General features: G+C 67.6%; 15 protein-coding genes. 4 read left to right on the top strand and 11 right to left on the bottom strand.

What is annotated here, in order from left to right:
• The first annotated feature begins 67 nt into the window (after positions 1-67).
• Both AC3WOH_RS25290 and AC3WOH_RS25295 read left to right on the top strand, forming a co-directional pair.
• Positions 68-559 carry a hypothetical protein gene (locus tag AC3WOH_RS25290; protein ID WP_492232090.1) on the top strand — a complete coding sequence of 164 codons (492 nt, stop codon included), beginning with the start codon at positions 68-70 and terminating at the stop codon, positions 557-559.
• Complete coding sequence (locus tag AC3WOH_RS25295; RefSeq protein WP_492232091.1) at positions 556-1110, top strand: endonuclease V; 555 nt, start codon at positions 556-558, stop codon at positions 1108-1110. Before AC3WOH_RS25290 ends, AC3WOH_RS25295 begins: the two co-directional genes overlap by 4 nt.
• A 72-nt stretch (positions 1111-1182) precedes the next feature.
• Here AC3WOH_RS25295 and fusA read toward each other — a convergent pair whose 3' ends face one another.
• The 3 genes from fusA to AC3WOH_RS25310 form a co-directional block, all read right to left on the bottom strand.
• Positions 1183-3219, bottom strand: coding sequence for an elongation factor G (fusA, locus tag AC3WOH_RS25300; protein ID WP_492232092.1), 2037 nt, complete (start codon positions 3217-3219; stop codon positions 1183-1185).
• A gap of 440 nt (positions 3220-3659) precedes the next feature.
• Positions 3660-3926 carry a hypothetical protein gene (locus tag AC3WOH_RS25305; protein WP_492232093.1) on the bottom strand — a complete coding sequence of 89 codons (267 nt, stop codon included), beginning with the start codon at positions 3924-3926 and terminating at the stop codon, positions 3660-3662.
• A gap of 30 nt (positions 3927-3956) precedes the next feature.
• A complete protein-coding gene (locus AC3WOH_RS25310) occupies positions 3957-4475 on the bottom strand; it encodes a GNAT family N-acetyltransferase (RefSeq protein ID WP_492232094.1) in 519 nt (172 codons plus the stop codon).
• Between the two features lie 138 nt (positions 4476-4613).
• Here AC3WOH_RS25310 and AC3WOH_RS25315 point away from each other — a divergent pair, with 138 nt between their 5' ends.
• Positions 4614-5357 carry a TerC family protein gene (locus AC3WOH_RS25315; RefSeq protein ID WP_492232095.1) on the top strand — a complete coding sequence of 248 codons (744 nt, stop codon included), beginning with the start codon at positions 4614-4616 and terminating at the stop codon, positions 5355-5357.
• A gap of 30 nt (positions 5358-5387) precedes the next feature.
• Here the strand turns inward: AC3WOH_RS25315 and AC3WOH_RS25320 are convergent, their stop codons facing one another.
• The 6 genes from AC3WOH_RS25320 to AC3WOH_RS25345 all read right to left on the bottom strand — a co-directional run bounded on the left by AC3WOH_RS25320 (position 5388) and on the right by AC3WOH_RS25345 (position 14370).
• On the bottom strand, positions 5388-7607 hold the full coding sequence (locus tag AC3WOH_RS25320; protein WP_492232096.1) for a hybrid sensor histidine kinase/response regulator: 2220 nt from the start codon (positions 7605-7607) through the stop codon (positions 5388-5390).
• Positions 7591-8055, bottom strand: a complete 465-nt coding sequence (locus AC3WOH_RS25325) for a response regulator (protein ID WP_492232097.1) — start codon at positions 8053-8055, stop codon at positions 7591-7593. Before AC3WOH_RS25325 ends, AC3WOH_RS25320 begins: the two co-directional genes overlap by 17 nt.
• Entirely contained in the window at positions 8055-10298 is a 2244-nt protein-coding gene (locus AC3WOH_RS25330) for an ATP-binding protein (RefSeq protein WP_492232098.1), read from the bottom strand. Before AC3WOH_RS25330 ends, AC3WOH_RS25325 begins: the two co-directional genes overlap by 1 nt.
• A gap of 240 nt (positions 10299-10538) precedes the next feature.
• A complete protein-coding gene (locus AC3WOH_RS25335; protein ID WP_492232099.1) occupies positions 10539-11582 on the bottom strand; it encodes a J domain-containing protein in 1044 nt (347 codons plus the stop codon).
• A 302-nt stretch (positions 11583-11884) separates the two neighbouring features.
• The gene (locus tag AC3WOH_RS25340) at positions 11885-13369 is read right to left on the bottom strand and encodes a M12 family metallo-peptidase (RefSeq protein ID WP_492232100.1); all 1485 of its coding nucleotides are present in this window, start codon (positions 13367-13369) and stop codon (positions 11885-11887) included.
• A gap of 248 nt (positions 13370-13617) precedes the next feature.
• Positions 13618-14370 carry a hypothetical protein gene (locus AC3WOH_RS25345; protein ID WP_492232101.1) on the bottom strand — a complete coding sequence of 251 codons (753 nt, stop codon included), beginning with the start codon at positions 14368-14370 and terminating at the stop codon, positions 13618-13620.
• A gap of 201 nt (positions 14371-14571) precedes the next feature.
• Between AC3WOH_RS25345 and AC3WOH_RS25350 the strand changes: the two genes are divergently transcribed.
• On the top strand, positions 14572-14976 hold the full coding sequence (locus AC3WOH_RS25350; protein WP_492232102.1) for a hypothetical protein: 405 nt from the start codon (positions 14572-14574) through the stop codon (positions 14974-14976).
• A 118-nt stretch (positions 14977-15094) separates the two neighbouring features.
• On the opposite strand, the gene AC3WOH_RS25355 is transcribed toward AC3WOH_RS25350, so the two are convergent.
• Together AC3WOH_RS25355 and AC3WOH_RS25360 are read right to left on the bottom strand one after the other, a co-directional pair.
• A complete protein-coding gene (locus AC3WOH_RS25355) occupies positions 15095-15865 on the bottom strand; it encodes a hypothetical protein (protein WP_492232103.1) in 771 nt (256 codons plus the stop codon).
• Between the two features lie 97 nt (positions 15866-15962).
• Positions 15963-16784 carry a hypothetical protein gene (locus AC3WOH_RS25360; RefSeq protein WP_492232104.1) on the bottom strand — a complete coding sequence of 274 codons (822 nt, stop codon included), beginning with the start codon at positions 16782-16784 and terminating at the stop codon, positions 15963-15965.
• Between the last annotated feature and the right edge of the window lie 8 nt (positions 16785-16792).

The following is a 16792-nucleotide window of genomic DNA, read 5'->3' on the forward strand; positions in this document are numbered from 1 at the left end:
GCAGCAAGCGCTACGACCTGTCGTGCTGCTACATCAGCGAATTCAACTCCCTGGATACTGAAAAACCATGTTGGCCGTACAGCCTGATCGGTATGACGGTGCAAGAGCTGCACGGTCTCTTGTTCCCGATATTTTTTCTGTTCAGCAGGGGCGAGCCACGGCGGAGATCCCCCTGGACAAGGATATCGAAATCGAGGTCTCGTTCCCGGCCCCTTGTGGAGAACTGGATTTAGGAGCAATCGGATTTGCCTATCAAGTCCTTGCCAACTTGATGGCCTTCGACCGTGTCGTGCAACAGTCCTGCGTTGACGAATGCAAACGGACCGGTCTTCACAGCGATGGCTATGAGAGCGATCTGGCAGGCATTGCTCTCGATGCAGAAAAAATCACGTTGCACTACTACGGCGCGGTGGTCAATACAGAGTGGTATGAGGTGTTTTCACTCTGTGAAGGGGACTGGGTGCATACGCGAAGCGGAACGGCCATTGGCACTGGCGCCGTAGTACATCTGGAGGGCCCGCAAGGCCTGCACTCTGGCATGGTCAACGCAACCCGATGAGTATCGCAATTTTGGATGTGGACTATCGGAACAACGGCGCCCGCGCTGCCTGTGTCACTGCAGACCCATGGGCCGCTGAAGTTCCGCTCGCCACGCATGTGTCGGACATCGACTCGGTGCAGGAGTACGAGCCCGGGGCTTTCTACAAGCGTGAGTTGCCATGCCTGCTGCGGGTTCTGGAACAGCTTGCGGCCAACCCCGATGTGATCGTGATCGATGGCTATGTGTGGCTGGATGGTGCCCGCCGGCCGGGGTTGGGAGCGCACCTCTACCAAGCCTTGGGGAATGCGACGCCGGTGGTGGGGGTCGCCAAGACGGCGTTCCATGGGGCCGAGACCTGCCCCCTCGTGGCCCAGGTGCGGCGGGGCACCTCGGCGCGTCCCTTGTTCGTGACAGCGGTTGGCGTCGACCTGGCGCAGGCGGCAGGCTGGGTGCGCGGCATGGCGGGCCTGCACCGAATCCCCTCGCTGCTGGCCGCTGCGGACCAGTTGTCTCGATCGACCTTTGAAGTCCCAATGGGTGCATCCGCTGCCAACTTCGGAGCGGGCTGAGCACCTGAAAATAGGGGCGCAGACTTCCGTCCACGCCCCTCTATTGCGTCGCCGGGCTTCTGCCCAGCATGCTCAGCCCACCAGCTCGGCTGCCTGCGCCGCAGGCACCACGCCATAGTGGTCCAGCTGCATCGAGTACTGCGCCCGCCCTGACGACAGGGCGCGCAGGCTACCGATGTAGCCGAACATCTCCTTGAGCGGTACCTGGGCCTCGACCGTGGCGGCATTGCCGCGCTGGCCTTGGCCGCGCACGATGCCGCGGCGGCGGTTCAGGTCGCCGATGGCGTCGCCCAGGTAGTCGGCGGGGGTGATGACCTCGACGGCCATCACCGGCTCCAGCACCTGGGGCGCCGCTTTCGCAAAGCCTTCACGGAAGGCGGCCATGGCCGCCAGCTCGAAGGCCAGCGTGGACGAGTCGCGCTCGTGGAAGCTGCCGTCCACCAGGGTGGCGGCAAAGTCCACGGCCGGGTAGCCGGCCACCACGCCTGCCAGGGCGGCGCGGCGGATGCCGGCCTCCACGGCGGGAATGAACTCGCGCGGCACGGCGCCGCCCACGATGCTGCTTTCAAAGCGGATGCCTTCGCCTCGGGGCAGGGGCTCGAGCACCAACTTCACCTCGGCGAACTGGCCGGGGCCGCCCGATTGCTTCTTGTGCACATGGTGTACCTCCACACTCTTCGAAATGGTTTCGCGATAGGCCACTTGCGGGCGGCCCACCGACACGTTGACGCCGTGGCGTGCGCGCAGCTTCTCGACCGAGACTTCGAGTTGCAGCTCGCCCATGCCGGACAGAATGGTCTGGCCGGATTCGGCGTCGTGCTGCAGGCGCAGGCTCGGGTCCTCGCGCAGCAGGGACTGCAGGGCCTTGGACAGGCCTTGCTGGTCCGCACTGGTGCGGGGCTCGATGGCCACGTGGATCACGGGCTCGGGCACGCTGATCTCCTCCAGCACCACCGGGTGGCCCGGGTCGCTCAGCGTGTGGCCGGTCAGCGTGTCCTTGAGGCCCACGATGGCCGCGATGTCGCCTGCCACCAGTTCGTCGCGCTCGATGTGCTTGTCGGCATGCACTTCGTGCAGGCGCGACACGCGCTCGGTCTTGCCCGTGCTGGTGTTGAGCACCACGTCGCCGCGGGCCAGGCGGCCTGCATACACGCGCACGAACACCTTGGCGCCATGGTCGTCGGTGACGACCTTGAAGGCCAGGGCCTTGAACGGGTCCGCAGCGGTCTCGCCACCATCACGCACGATGTCCTCGGGCGCAGGCAGGTAGTCCACCACGGCGTCGAGCAAGGGCTCCACGCCGCGGTTCTTGAAGGCCGAACCGGCCAGCGCGGGCACAAAGGCACCCGCCAGCACACCTTTGCGCAGGGCAGCGCGCAGCACGTCCACGGCAATCTCTTCGCCGTTCACGTAGGCCTGCAATGCAGTCTCGTCCTGCTCCACGGCGGCCTCGACCAGGCGGGCACGCTCGCGCGCGGCCTGCTCGGCCAGGTCGGGCGGGATGTCGGCTTCGCGGTAGGGCTCGCTCGCGTCATCCTTGTCCCAGATGCGGGCGCGCAGGCTGAGCAGGTCCACCACGCCGCGGAAGTCGCCTTCCGCGCCGATGGGGATCTGCAGCGGCACCACGCGCACGCCCAGGCGCTCCTGCATCATGGCCACCACGCGGTGGAAGTCGGCTCCCACGCGGTCGAGCTTGTTGATGAAGGCGATGCGCGGCACGCGGTACTTGTCGGCCAGGCGCCAGTTGGTCTCGGTCTGCGGCTCCACGCCGGCCACGCCGTCGAACACGACGACCGCGCCATCGAGCACGCGCAGCGAGCGGTTCACCTCGATGTTGAAGTCGATGTGGCCGGGCGTGTCGATCAGGTTGAGCTGCGTGCCCTTCCAGTGCACGGTGACGGCCGCGCTGTTGATGGTGATGCCGCGCTTTTGCTCCTGCGGGTCGAAGTCCATGTGCGCCGTGCCGTCGTGCACTTCGCCGATGCGGTGGCTTTCGCCCGTGTAGAACAGGATGCGTTCGGTGGTCGTGGTCTTGCCCGCGTCGACATGGGCGATGACGCCCAGGTTGCGCAGCTGGCGGGTAACGGGGGTGCGGAATGTCTTGGTCATGGCGAATCTTTCAATCACTTGCTTTTTGCGGCTGCACTCGGCTCTGCGAGCAACTGCCGCCTGGGTTGTTGGCTTTGCGCCAGCCCAGGCGAGTGAATGAAGAATTCGCCTGGTCGCTAGCGTCTGAGAGTGGTGCTGTCGCCGGAGCCCGGGCGCACGGGGCTCATGCTCCGGCGGTCGGGAATCGTGGCGATCAACTTGTCGTAGGTACGCATGGGTTGGTCCAAAAAACAAATCAAGAGCGGCGAACAAAACTCAGCGAAGCGGTTCTGGCTAGGCGCTGCGTCGCAGGCAGTACGGGTAGTACGACAAGACGCAGCAACGACGCCAGAAGAGTTTTGTTCGCCGCTCCGAAAACAAAAAACCCCGGGAGGGACGGAGCCTGCCGGGGTTCTAAGGTCCGGAAGGCGCGCAGCCCTCCGATACGCGATCGATGGGCGCTACTGGGTGGCGAACGATGCCTTGATCACGTTGGTGAGGATTTTCATAGTGGTGTGGATTATCCGCGCAGTGCGGCCAGCGTGCAAGCAAGCCCTGCTATCGCCGTGATAGCCAAAGGCCCAATGCGCCAGTCGCTGCCGCAGTAATGCGCGGCCCGCGATGCGCCGCGCAAACCAGTCTGCAAAGCCCCAGTGCGCGGCGGTCAGCGCAAGGTCGCGCTTGCGCGTGGTGGTGTGGAAGTAGAAGCGGACGCTGGCGATGGTCATGCTCGGGTGCGGTCGGTTGTTAGCAGCAGCTTAGCTTGCCACGATGGCCCAGCGCTCATGGTCGCGCCAGCGCCCGCCGATCTTGAGGTACCTGGGCGAGTAGCCTTCCTTGCTGAACCCGCAGGACCGCGCCAGTGCCAGCGAGGCAGTGTTGCCGGGCTGTATATTGGCCTCCAGCCGATGAAGCTTCAGGGTGCGAAAGGCATGGCGCACGGCCAGCGTGAGGCCTTCGCGCATCAGGCCCTGGCGCTCGTGCCCCGCGAAGGCGTAGTAGCCCAGGTACGCGCTGCAGAACGGTCCCATCACCATGTTGGTGATGTTGACCACGCCTCCCAGCTCCAGCGAATCGGTCTCGCCTTGCCGCACGACCAGCAGGCCGCACTGGCCGGGCGCCTGCATGCGCTCTGCATAGGCCGCGAACTGCTCGGGGGTGGCGGGCGGTGACACCCAGGGCCGGTGCAGCGCGCGGCTGGCGCGCACGGCGGCGAGGAAGGCTTGCTGGTACCCGGCGTGCAGGGGCAAAAGCCGAACGCGGGTGGTGGTGGTCAATGGTTTGCGGCGGGTGGTCACGGGCGCGATTCTGGCGCATGGGCAGAGGGTGCGCGCCAGACCTGGTGCGTTTTGGCGTGCATCCACTTAAGATGCCTGGCCAGCCAGTCGTTCAACCCCGCCAACCCGGTGCCCGCCATGAACTACCTGCAAACCCTTGTCTCGGACCCCGCCGCCTGGGTGGCCCTGGTCACGCTGATCGCGATGGAGGTGGTGCTGGGCATCGACAACCTGATCTTCATCTCCATCCTCACCAACAAGCTGCCCGAAAAGGACCGCGCCCGGGCGCGCAACATCGGCATCGGTGCGGCGCTGGTGATGCGGCTGGCCTTGCTGGGCACGATTGCCTTCATCGTGGGGCTCACGGCCACGGTGTTCACGGTGTTCGGCAAGGGCTTTTCGTGGCGCGACATCATTCTCATCGCGGGCGGGCTGTTCCTGGTGTGGAAGGCGACCAAGGAGATCCACCACAGCGTGGACCCCGACCCCGGGCCCGATGTGTTCACGCCGCAGGGCGTGGGGCTCTCGGTGCCGGCCGCGATCGGGCAGATCCTGCTGCTGGACCTGGTGTTCTCCATCGACAGCATCATCACCGCCGTGGGCATGACGGAGCACATTCCCATCATGGTGGTGGCGGTGCTGGTCACTGTGGCGGTGATGCTGTTCGCGGCCACGCCGCTGGCCAATTTCATCCAGGCCAACCCGACCATCGTGATGCTGGCGCTGGGCTTCTTGCTGCTGATCGGCACCACGCTGATCGCCGAGGGCTTTGGCGCGGCCATCCCCAAGGGGTACATCTACGCGGCCATGGCGTTCTCGGCGCTGGTGGAGCTGCTCAACATGTTCTCGCGCCGGGCCCGGCAGCGCAAGGCGGGGCAGTGATGGGGGGCCCGGGGCGGGGTGGATGCCGGCTCAGGTGTCCTTGATGACTTCCTGGACGCGCCGGGCCAGTGCGTCCATCTCGAAGGGCTTGGTCATGACGTGCATGCCGGCCTCCAGGCGGCCCTCGTCGAAGGCGGTCTGCGCGTAGCCGGTGACGAACAGCACCTTGAGGGCCGGGCGCTCGCCGCGGGCGGCGTCGGCCACCTGGCGGCCGTTCATGCCGCCGGGCAGGCCCACGTCGGTGATGAGCAGGTCGATGGGGCGGTCTGTGCGCAGCCAGCGCATGGCCTCGGCGCCGTTGCCGGCCTCCAGGGTGGCATAGCCCAGGTCCTGCATGAGCTCGACGATCAGCATGCGCAGGGCGGCTTCGTCGTCCACCACGAGCACGGTCTCGCCCTGGTGCGCGCGCGGCGCGGCGGCCGGCCCTTGCTCGGTGGTGCCCTGCTCGGGCGCGTGCTCGCTGCGCGGCAGCTCGATGCACACCGAGGTGCCTGCGCCGGGCTGCGACTGGATGCTGACCCGCCCGCCAGACTGCTTGGCAAAGCCATAGACCATGGACAGCCCCAGGCCCGTGCCCATGCCCAGGGGCTTGGTGGTGAAGAAGGGGTCGAAGGCCATGGCCGCCACCTCGGGCGCCATGCCCACGCCGTTGTCGCGCACGCACATGCACACATAGGCGCCGGGCGGCAGGTCGGCGGCACCGGCCGTGCGTTCGTCCAGCAGGCGGTTGGCGGTCTCGATCACGATGCGCCCGCCCTGTGGCAGGGCGTCGCGCGCGTTGATGCACAGGTTGAGCAGGGCACTTTCGATCTGGCTGGCGTCCACGTGCACGTTCCACAGGTCGGGGGCGGCGATGATCTCGATGGCGATCTCGGGGCCCACGGTGCGGCGCAGCAGTTCCTCCATGCCGTGCACCAGCTCGTTGAGCGCCAGGGTCTTGGGCTCCAGCGTCTGCCGGCGCGAGAAGGCCAGCAGCCGGTGGGTGAGCGATGCGGCGCGCTTGGCCGCGCCCTGGGCCACGCCGATGTAGCGCTCCATGTCGGGCGTGAGGCGGGCGCCGCCGCGCCGGCGCAGCAGCTCCAGCGAGCCGGTGATGGAGGCCAGCAGGTTGTTGAAGTCGTGCGCCAGGCCACCTGTGAGCTGGCCCACGGCCTCGAGCTTCTGGCTTTGGCGCAGCTGTTCCTTGGCGGCTTCGAGCTCGGCGGCCCGCTCCTCGACCTGGCGTTCCAGCGAGGCCGCGAAATCCTGCAGCGCCTTTTGCGACTCCCGACGCGCCAGCACGGAGCGCAGCCGGTAGCCGACCTCGCGCACGAAATCCACCTCGTCTTCGGCCCAGGCGCGGGGCTGGCTGTGGTTGAGGTACAGCAGGCCGACCAGGTTGCCCTGCTCGCTCAGCGGCATGTTGAGCACGGCACGCGCCGAGATGGCCTCCAGCGCATGGGCGGTCTCGCGGGTGCGCGGGTCTTCGCGGGCGTCGGAAAAGGCCACGGTGACGCCGCGTGCCAGGTCGTCGATGTAGGAGCCGTAGTCGCGGAACTGCAGCACGCCGGCCAGGCTGTGCACGCCGGGGGCGTTCCAGTCGCGCTCGATGGTGATGGTCTCTGCGGCCTTGTCGACCAGGCCGTAGCCGGCACGGTCCACGTTGAACTGGCTGGCCAGGGTCTCGGCGGCGGTGTAGCCGATCTCGACCACGTCGTCCATGTCGCGGATGCGGTCCGAGAGTTCCACCAGCGCCAGACGCCGGGCCTCGGCGCGGTTGAGGGCGGCATCGATCTCGCGCAGGCGGTGCTCGGCTGCACCCAGGGTGCGCCGGCTGGCGGCTTCCTGCAGGGCCCGGTCCAGCACGAAGGGCAGGCGCGCCAGGCGGTTCTTGCTCACGTAGTCGGTGGCGCCGCGCTTGAGCAGCTCGACGGCGTTGTCCTCGCCGATGACGCCCGAGACGAAGATGAAGGGAACCTCGGGCGCATGCTGGCGCGCCGCTTCCAGCGCCGCGCCGCCCGAAAACGCCGGTAGCTCGAAGTCGGACAGGATCACGTCGAAGCGCTGCTGCGTGAGCGCGCGCACGTAGCCGGGCTCGTCGCTGGCGATGGTGGTGTGGGTGCCCGGGCGCGCGCTGGCCAGTGCCTCGACCAGCAGTTCGGCGTCGAAGCGCGAATCTTCGAGGATCAGCACCCGCAGCGGCGCGGGCTGCCGCGCCTGGGCACCTGCCGTGTCCAGGGCGGCCATGGCCTGTTCAAGCGTGCTCGTCATGGCGATGCACCCGGTAGGAGCCTGGCGGCGGTTCGTTCAGCACGGCCCAGAAGACGCCCAGGTCGCCAATGGCGGACACGAAGCGGTCGAAGGCGACGGGCTTGACGACATAGGCGTTGACGCCCAGCTCGTAGCTTTTGACGACGTCGTTCTCTTCCTGGGAGGAGGTGAGCATCACCACCGGCAGGCTGCGCAGCGCAGGGTCGCCGCGCACGGCCTGCAGCACTTCGAGCCCGTTGACCTTGGGCAGCTTGAGGTCCAGCAGCACCACGGCCGGGTTGCCCGCATCGCGCGCGGCGAAATCGCCCTCGCGGCGCAGGTAGTCCAGCGCCTGCGCGCCGTCGCGCACCACCACGACCTCGTTGGCCAGCTGGCTGCGCTCCAGCGCGATGAGGGTGAGTTCAAGGTCGCGTTTGTCGTCTTCGACGAGCAGGATGGGTTTGAGCATCATGGGCTCCGGGGCGGTAGATCGGATGGGGCGGGGGGGTTGGCGGCTTGGGTGCGGGGCAGGGTGAAGCCAAAGCGCGCACCCTGTCCGGGTGCGCCCCAGGCCCAGACGCTGCCGCCATGGCGCTCGACGATGCGCTTGACGATGGCCAGGCCGATGCCCGTGCCTTCGAATTCCTCGGCCTGGTGCAGGCGCTGGAACACGCCGAACAGCTTGCCCGCATACTCCATCTTGAAGCCCACGCCATTGTCTTGCACCTCGATGCCATCCCCTTCGGGCCTGTGGATGGCGCGCACGGCGATGCGGGCCGGGTCGCGGCCGCGGGTGTACTTCAGGGCGTTGCTCAGGTAGTTGCGCGCGGCCATCTGCAGCAGCAGGGGGTCGGCCAGCAGCTCGGGGAAGGCGGGGTCGAGCGACCATTGCACGCGCCGCTCGGGCTCCTGGCGCGAGAGTTCGTGCACGAGGTCCTGCAGCAGCACCTGCATGTCGACCGGGCGCTGCTTGAGTGCGGCCCGGCCCATGCGCGAGAAGTCGAGTAGCGCATCGACCAGTTGCCCGGCGTAGGCCGCGGCATCCTTGACGTTGCCCAGGTAGCGCAGGGCGCGCTCGGACAGGGTTTTGCGCTCGAGCTCGACCACCAGGTCCACATAGCCGGCGATGTGGCGCATGGGGGCGCGCAGGTCGTGCGAGACGGTGTAGGAAAAGGCTTCGAGCTCCTTGTTCACGCGCGCGAGTTCGTGCGCTACCTCGGCGAACTCCTCGGCGCGGCGCAGCACGATGCCGATGAGCGCCTGGCGCAACTCGCCGGCCACGGCCACTTCGGCCGCAGACCAGGGGGCCGAGGTGCCGCGGATGCTTTCTTGCCAGCTCTCGAAGCTGCGGCGCGGGTGGATGCGGCCGTCGGCAGCCAGTGTGTTCTTGCGCGGGTTGCCGGCCCAGGTGACGGTTTTCACGATCTCGGGGCGGAACCACAGGATCACGTGGCGGTGCACCTGCGAGATGGACACGGCCAGCACGCCGGCGGGCATGTCCGGCAGCGCCCGCGCGGGCGCATAGTCCTGCGCCAGCTGGTGGCTGTGGAAGACCTCCACGCCCAGGCCCTCGACCCAGTTGGCCAGGTCCTTGATGGCGTCATCGGGGGGCACGTCGCCCACGCTCCACACGTCTTCGTCGCGCACCACGGCCGCGCCGCTGGCCTGGGCGAAGCGCAGCAGGGTGGGCACCTCGGCCAGCAGGCTCAGGGTGCCGTCGCTGTCGGCGAGGTGGGCCACCATGTCCAGCGTGTGCTGGCGCAGGGCCAGCCGCTCGGTGACCTGGCTGGTGGCCTGCTTGGACTGGATCTGCAGGGCCAGCAGTTGGCCCAGGTGCTCGCAGGCCAGGCGGGTGGAGACGCCGATGAAGCGTGGCGCATGGTCGTGGCAGGAGATCAGGCCCCACAGCCGCCCCTCGATCACGATGGAGACCGACATGGACGCGAGCGTGCCCATGTTGCGCATGTATTCCAGGTGCACGGGCGAGACGCTGCGCAGCTGTGCCTGCGACAGGTCGATGTCGGCGGGCGCCAGCGTGGGGTCGTCGATGCGCAGGGGCACGGGGCTGTAGTGGGCGTCGGCGATCTGGCGAAAGTGGTTGAGCACGTAGAGCGCGCGCGCCTGCTGGGGAATGTCGTCCGCCGGGAAATGGTGGCCGGCATAGCTGTCGTAGCCCGGGTCGGTGTCTTCGGCCAGCACCTGGCCGTGGCCGGCCTCGTCGAAGCGGTAGACCAGACAGCGGCCGAATCCGCTCAGGCGCTTCATCTCGGTGGCGGCCAGTTGGGCCAGCCCGTCGATGGAGTCGGCTCCCTGCAGGCGCGGCAGGAAGATTCGGGTGAGCGAGTAGATGGGCGCGTCGTTGCCGTCGGTGGGGAAGGCGGGCTCGAACTCGACCAGCAGGTGGCGTTCGGTGCGGTGGGCCGACACATCCCAGCGCTCTTGCACCTGCCCGAACCCCCAAACCCCCAGGGAGACGGGCGCAGCGCCGGGCGCCAGGGTGGCCGCGGTGCCGCCGCGCAGCCGGGCGAGCGCGGCTTCCAGGGCTGGTGCGGTCCAGTTGTCGCTGCGGGCCACGGGGTGGCGGGCCGACGGGTCGAGTACCAGCAAGCGCCCATGCGGCTGGATGGCCCCGGGCACGCGGATGGGCTCTGCATGGCAGGCCGACAGATCGGGGTCAACGGGGGCGCGGGGCGAGTCCAGAAGGGTTGTCATGAATGAAGATGGAGGGACCCCCGATCAACCGGAGCATCGACATTCCATCATGCCTTCAAACCGCAGAGGCGAACGTCGGATAGGTCCTACGGCTGTGCCAGCCAGAAGGAGGTAAGCAGGGCGCGCCGCGTAAGAACGAACATATAAGGTATGGCCAGCCGTGCTGGCGAGGACGGCATGTGTGCTTGGGCGCGAACATCCTGCGATTGCGGTGCCCGATGAGGCCCGCTTGGCAAGGGCTCAGAAGAACTCTTTTTCGGCCAGCCGCAGTGCCGGCAGCTTGCCCTGGGGTTCCTTGAACAGCGCCACGGTGAGGTCGCCAGCGACTGCCACTGCAGTGTCCGCATCGGCGGCCGGTGGGCGCGCTGCCGCCACGGTGACGGGGGGGGTGCGGGCCAGGGAGCCGCTGGCCAGGTTGCGGTAGCGCAGGTCGTATTGGCCGGGGGCCAGCCGGTCCACGGTGAAGCGCTGGAAGGCGGGCACGTAGATGTGGCGCACGACCTGGGGCTGGCCGCCGTCTTGCGAGACCAGCTTGACGAAGGCGTCCGAGTCGTTGTTGCTGTTGTCCACGGTGAGGCTGCCCTCGCCGTCTCCGCCCAGGAGCGGGTAGCCGTCCACATAGCCGGCACCCTCGGGCCAGGGCCGGCCGTTGGGTGCGGTGGCGGGGCGGGTGTAGCGGGGCGTGGCAAAGAACACCGGCACGGAAAAACCGCGCAGCGGGCCGGAGGACGCAGCTCCGGGGCCGGTGGCCGCCGGGTCATCGTCCAGGAAAGACTTGGGCACGGCCGTGACCAGGGCCAGGCAGGCCACCACGGCACCCAGGGCGTAGAGGCTCCAGTTGCGCTCCATGTGCGAGCTGGGGGTGGCAAGCTGCTTTGGCGGCAGGGTGGAGCGGCGATGGCGGGGGCGCGGGCGCGCCGGGGGCTCGGGCGCATGCAGGGGCAGCGGCCGCGATTGGTGGTAGTGCTGCGGGACTTCGCTGTGCATCCAGAGCGGGGGAATGCTTGGCGGCGGGGGGCGGCGCAGTGCGGCTGCGGCGTCCTCGTCATCGTTCTGGTCCACCCACAGGTCGTGCAGTGCGCGCTGGTGCGGGTTGGACAGCACGGCGTACGAGGTGTCGACAATGGCCATCTTGCGCGCGGCCTGGGGATCGCCCGGGCGGCTGGCCGGGCCGAACCTGCGCACCATGGCCTGGTAGGCAGCGTCGATCGCTGCCGGCGACGCATCGCGCGCCACCTTCAGGTTGTCGTAGTGGGTGTGCAGCGTAGTCACGCGGGGTGCCATGGGGTGGAGGTTTCGCCGACCGTACAGGGTCGGGGATATGAAACCACATGTTACATCGCCCGCTGCCTGTAATTTGTAGGACAGGCCTTACAAATGCGTGTGGTGGTGATTTGCATCACCCGGATACTGCCGCGAACCTATGCGTAGCCGTGCATAGGTGGGGGTCGTTTCTGCCCCTGGTGTGCTGCTGTTGATGGTGCCACCTGCCGTCGCAGCGAGCCGGAGTCTGCGACGAAGCGCGCGCAAGGATGTGCCCCGCCTTGCTGCGCGCGCCGCTCATAAGGGATGGAAGCGCTGTGCCCTCAGACGTACTCCAGCCCCACCTGGCTCAGCCCTACCAGGTTGATCTTGCTGGCGGTAAGGTCCGAGTTGGCTACGGCCCAGGTCAGCGACGCGCCCGTATAGCTGCCCGATTTGAGCAGGCCCGCCAGGTTCTGTACGGTAGCGGAGTCGGCTGCGGTGCCGAACAGGTTGGCGTACAGCAGGGCCACCACCTGCTCGGGCGTGGCAGAGGCGCCTGCCACGGCAGCGAGGCCCAGTTCGGCCAATTGCTGGGGCGTGGCGCCCGATTCGTCCACCACGCGGATCACGGCGCCTACCAGGTCGCGGTTCTTCAGCGCGTCGGAGCCCAGCAGGGTGCTGATGAGGCGCGCGGCGGTGCCGGCTGTGCCATTCAGGTCCAGGGCCACCGAGTGGTCGGAGAAGCGCACGCGCTCGATTTGCTGCAGGGTGTCCAGGCCGTCATGGCCGGCACCCTTGTCGTTCAACTGCCAACCGCCGCCGGGCAGGGGCTGCAGCGTATAGCCGCCGCGAGGGCCATGGGTGACCAGCGTGTCCACCCCAGCCGCCCCCGTGAAGGTTTCGTTGGCGGGCTTGCTGTTGAACAGGTCTGCGTCGGCCGTGCCCTGGGTGCCGTCAGGCAGGTTGGGGCTGCTGGGCGTTGGCACCGGTTTGGGGGGCGTGGGTGTCGGTGCGGGGGCGGGTGCCGGTGGCTTGGGGGCCGGGGCAGGTGTGGGGGAAGGTGCCGGGGCTGGGCCGGGGGCGGGTGCTGGCGCCGGTGCCGGCGCGGGCGCCGTGTCAAAGGTCAGCGTGGGGCCCTTGGTGGAGTTGAAGCCGTAGGTGCCGCCCAGGCCATCGCGGCCGTAGAGCCAGTCCAGCGCGAGCAGGTCGTAGGCCTGGAAGGTGGTCTTGTTGGGGCCGGCATGCGTGTACGACATGACGGTGTTGTTGGTGTTGTCCTGGCCCGCGGGCAGGGGGCGCGCGGAGTCGAAGGGATGCGACAGGCCCAGCGCATGCCCCACCTCGTGCAGCAGCACTTCGTAGCCGGCGCCGCCGGCGGTGGGGTTGTTGTTGATGCCAACGTGCTCCACGTTGTCCAGGTAGACCACGGCCTCGGCGTTCAGCGAGGTGATCACGTTCCCGGGTACGGTGTAGCCATAGTTGTAGCCTGACGATGCCAGCCCGGCGGTGGATGGGCCCTGCAGGTTGGTGGCGGCGAAGTGCAGGTCGGCCTGGGCTGAGGTGGATACCTCGGTGAAGGTGATGCCGGTGACTGCGGAGGCGTGCGCCAGGATCTGCTTGGCAGACTGCTTTTGCGCTGCGTTGAAGGCCGTGACCGCGCTGCCCGAGCTCTTGGCTGCCTCGCTGCCTGCGCCCGCGTCGAAGGTGTAGTAGATCACCTTGCGGCCGTCGGGCCAGAAATTCCAGGCGGGCACGCCGCCCAACAAGGCGTCAGCCTGGGCGTTGCCGGAAAAGCGCATGTTCTGCAGGTCGGATACGGTAGCCATGGGGTGTCGGATTGGAGAACGGTGATGGAAGGGCGACGGGCGCCGGGTGCATTGCTCAGGCGCAGGGCCGAGCGAGGCGCGAATCTATCACCGGGGTGCCGCGCGCACTGTGGCGCGAAACCAAATGTCACGACATGGCGCTGCGCGCCGACGGGCGGTCGCCGGGCGGCGCTGGACGGTGCATTGCGCGCCCCAGATCGGGGCACTCCGTGATGGGCCTGCGAGGCCTTGGGCGGGGCGGGGGGCTCTCAGCGCCGGGCGCACAGGTAGATGTACGAGGCGCTGTAGTCGCTGGCCTGGTAGGCCAGGGCCAGTGGGTAGCGGGCGCCGACGGCCGTATCCAGCGACACCAGGTACAGAGGAAAGCCGCGGTTGGCGTAGATGCGGTCGCCGCTGCTGCCCAGGCCATCGAAGGGCAGGCTGACGCTGGGCGCCGGGATGGCGGTGATGCGCGAGGTATCCACCACCGCCTGCGATGCCGTGACGGTGGCGCTGGCGTTGTAGCTGGCGCCCGTGTCGCTGGTGCACAGGTAGGCGCCGCTGTAGGCCGCGTAGGCGTCTCCTCCCCCGGGGGGAATGGGGTACTCCGCCAGGGTGGCCACTTGGCGGTAGCGGCCGTTGGCCAGCATTTCGAAGAAGTCGGTGCCGTAGCCCACGAAGACGGCTGCGCCCAACTGCGCCCGGATGTTCCAGCCATTCACGGCGATGGTCTCGGTGGGCTGGCGCATGGTGCGGTACTCGGGGATCTCGCCGCCCGTATAGGGTACGAAGCCACGCGTCTCCGACAACAAATAGAACTGGCCGTTGTGCAGCAGCACGAAGTACAGCTTGCCCTGGCCGAGAAAGCGTGACTCGGGGCTCACGCTGACGGCGAAGTTCAGCGCCTGCGTGGTGCCGCTGATGGTGGTGGCCACCGTGGTGATCTGGGCGAACGCGGGCGCGGCGCCCAGGCCCAGTGCCAGGGCGGTGCTGACCACAAGGGTGCGCAAGGTAGGGAGCATGGCAGTGTCCGGTTGCATCCCATTCAACGCGGTGGCGTTGCCTGGGGTTTACGTGGAGACAGGCGCTGCAGTGGGCAGGCGCGCATGGTGCATTGTGCGCCACGCGTACGCGGCAGGCGCATACTGTGGACATGGCGCGCCCGCCATGATGGCGCCTGCGCTCTGTTGCCGTTGCCACCCCCAGCCCAGCCGACTGCCACCATGCCCACACCGCCCCCCACCACCCCCAACCGCCTGCCCACCCCCTTCGAGTCGCTGGCGGGCGTCGCCAAGTTCCTGGGCGCCCAGGAGATGAGCCCGGCCTTCTACGCGCGGCATGCGCAGGCCGTCGACGGGGCCTGCGCCTTTCTGCAGGAGCTGGTGCGCGAGCACCCGTCGCTGGAGATGGCGTTCAACGCGGCGCTGCCGCTGCCGGTGGAAGAGGGCGGCAAGCTGGTGCTGCAGGCACTGTCGTCCATCCAGTTCAAGGAGCAGAAGCTGCACTGGTTCGACAGTCAGATGAACACCACGCTGCGCGCCCTGGCGCCCGTGGTGCGCGACCCCGCGCTGCCCACCTGGATGGCGCAATGCCGCTGGGCGGTGGACGGGGCGGCGGTGAATGTATAGCCCGTAGCGGGTGTCGCGGGCCTGTCTGCCCAGCGTTGAAACAAAGTAGCCGCAAGCGCTTTTTCGTGCCTGCGGCGCTTTGCCGCAGGGCACTGTTGCTTGCGTTTGCAGCACCGCTTCAGAGCTTGTTGCAGGCGTAGGCAATCTGGGTGCTGTAGGCGGTGGCCTGGTAGCCGATCGCCAGGCTGTATTCGCCACCGGACAGCTTGAGCATGACCAGTTTGAGCGGCAGGCTCGTGCTTGCGTAGATCTTGTAGCCAGGCTCGGCCACGCCGGTGCTCAGCGAAAGGTTGTACGAGTACACGGGAATCGTCGTCAGCCGGGTGGTGTCGACCACTGTGGTGGTGGCGGTGAACGAGGCGGTGACGGAGCCCGAGCGCCCGTACTGGTCGTAGCACATGTAGCTGCCGTTGTGCACCGCATAAGGGTTGGTCACCACGGGTGGCGTGGGCGTTGGCGCAGGTGCCGTCGGCAGCGTGGCCACCAGCTTGAATTTGCCGTTGCTGATCATGTCCGTCACATCGCTGCCATAGCCCACGAAGATCGAGGCGCCGGCCTGGGCCGTGGTGTTCCAGCCCTGCACGGTGATGGTCTCGTTGGCCTGGGCGATGCTGCGGTAGGCCTCGGGCTCGCCGCCGGTGTAGGGGACAAAGCCGCGCGTTTCGGACAGCACATAGATCTGCGAACCGTGCAGCATCACGAAGTACAGCTTGCCGCGGCCCACGTATTGCGCGTCGGGCGTGATGCGGGCGACCAGGGTGTAGGCGCTGGTCGAGCCGCTGCCAGTGGCCGAGGCAGTGATGTCGGCCCACACGGGAGTCGCGGCGCCGAGGCTGGTGATGACGACGGTAGCTGCGGCAATTTTCTTGAAGGTACGGGTGAGGAGCATGGTGGTGGTGAGTCGGGGTTGCGCCGGCATGGGTTTCTTGGAGTTGTGGTGGCCTGCCGGTGGTGAAAGGCAAAAAGAAAAATGCGCGAAACGCAAGTCAGCGCTTGGTGCAGGCGTAGGAAATCTCGGCGCTGTACGTACTGGCCTGGTAGGCAATCACCAGCGAATGCGTGGTTCGGCGCGTCAGGTCCAGGCCCACTATCCGAAGCGGAAAACTCAGGTTGGTGTAGAACGTGACACCGGGTTCATAGACCAGATTGGTGACCGGCAGGTTGTACGTGTAGTCTGGAATGGTCGACAACCGTGTGGTGTCGATCACGGCCCGGCTTGCCGTGAAGGTGGCGGTGACCGAGCCCGAGCGGCCATAGCCGTCATAGCACATGTACGTGCCATTGTGTGCCGCATGGGAGGTACTGGGGGCTGGCGCCGGGGCGGGCGCCGGTGCCGGAGCGGGGGCTGGCGCGGGCGCAGGTGCAGGTGCAGGTGCAGGTGCCGCCGGCAGCGTGGCAACCAGCTTGAACTTGCCGTTGCTGATCATGTCCGTCACGTCGGAGCCATAGCCCACGAAGATCGAGGCACCGGCCTGTGCCGTGGTGTTCCAGCCCTGTACGGTGATGGTCTCGGTGGCCTGGGTGATGGTGCGGTACTCCACAGGCTCGCCGCTGGTAAACGGGATGAAGCCACGCGTTTCCGACAGCACGTAGATCTGCGAGCCATGCAGCACCACGAAATACAGCTTGCCGCGGCCCACGTACTGTGCATCGGGTGTGATGCGGGCCACCAGGGTGTAGGCGGTGGCCGAACCGCTGGTGGTTGCCGATGCGGTGATGTCGGCCCATGCGGGGCTGGCGGCGCCCAGGCTGGCGACTGCGATGGCAGTGGCTGCGGCGATTTGCTGGAGTGTGCGGGTGGGCTTCATGGTGGTGG

Source organism: Acidovorax sp. FW305-C-20-28 (assembly GCF_058783375.1).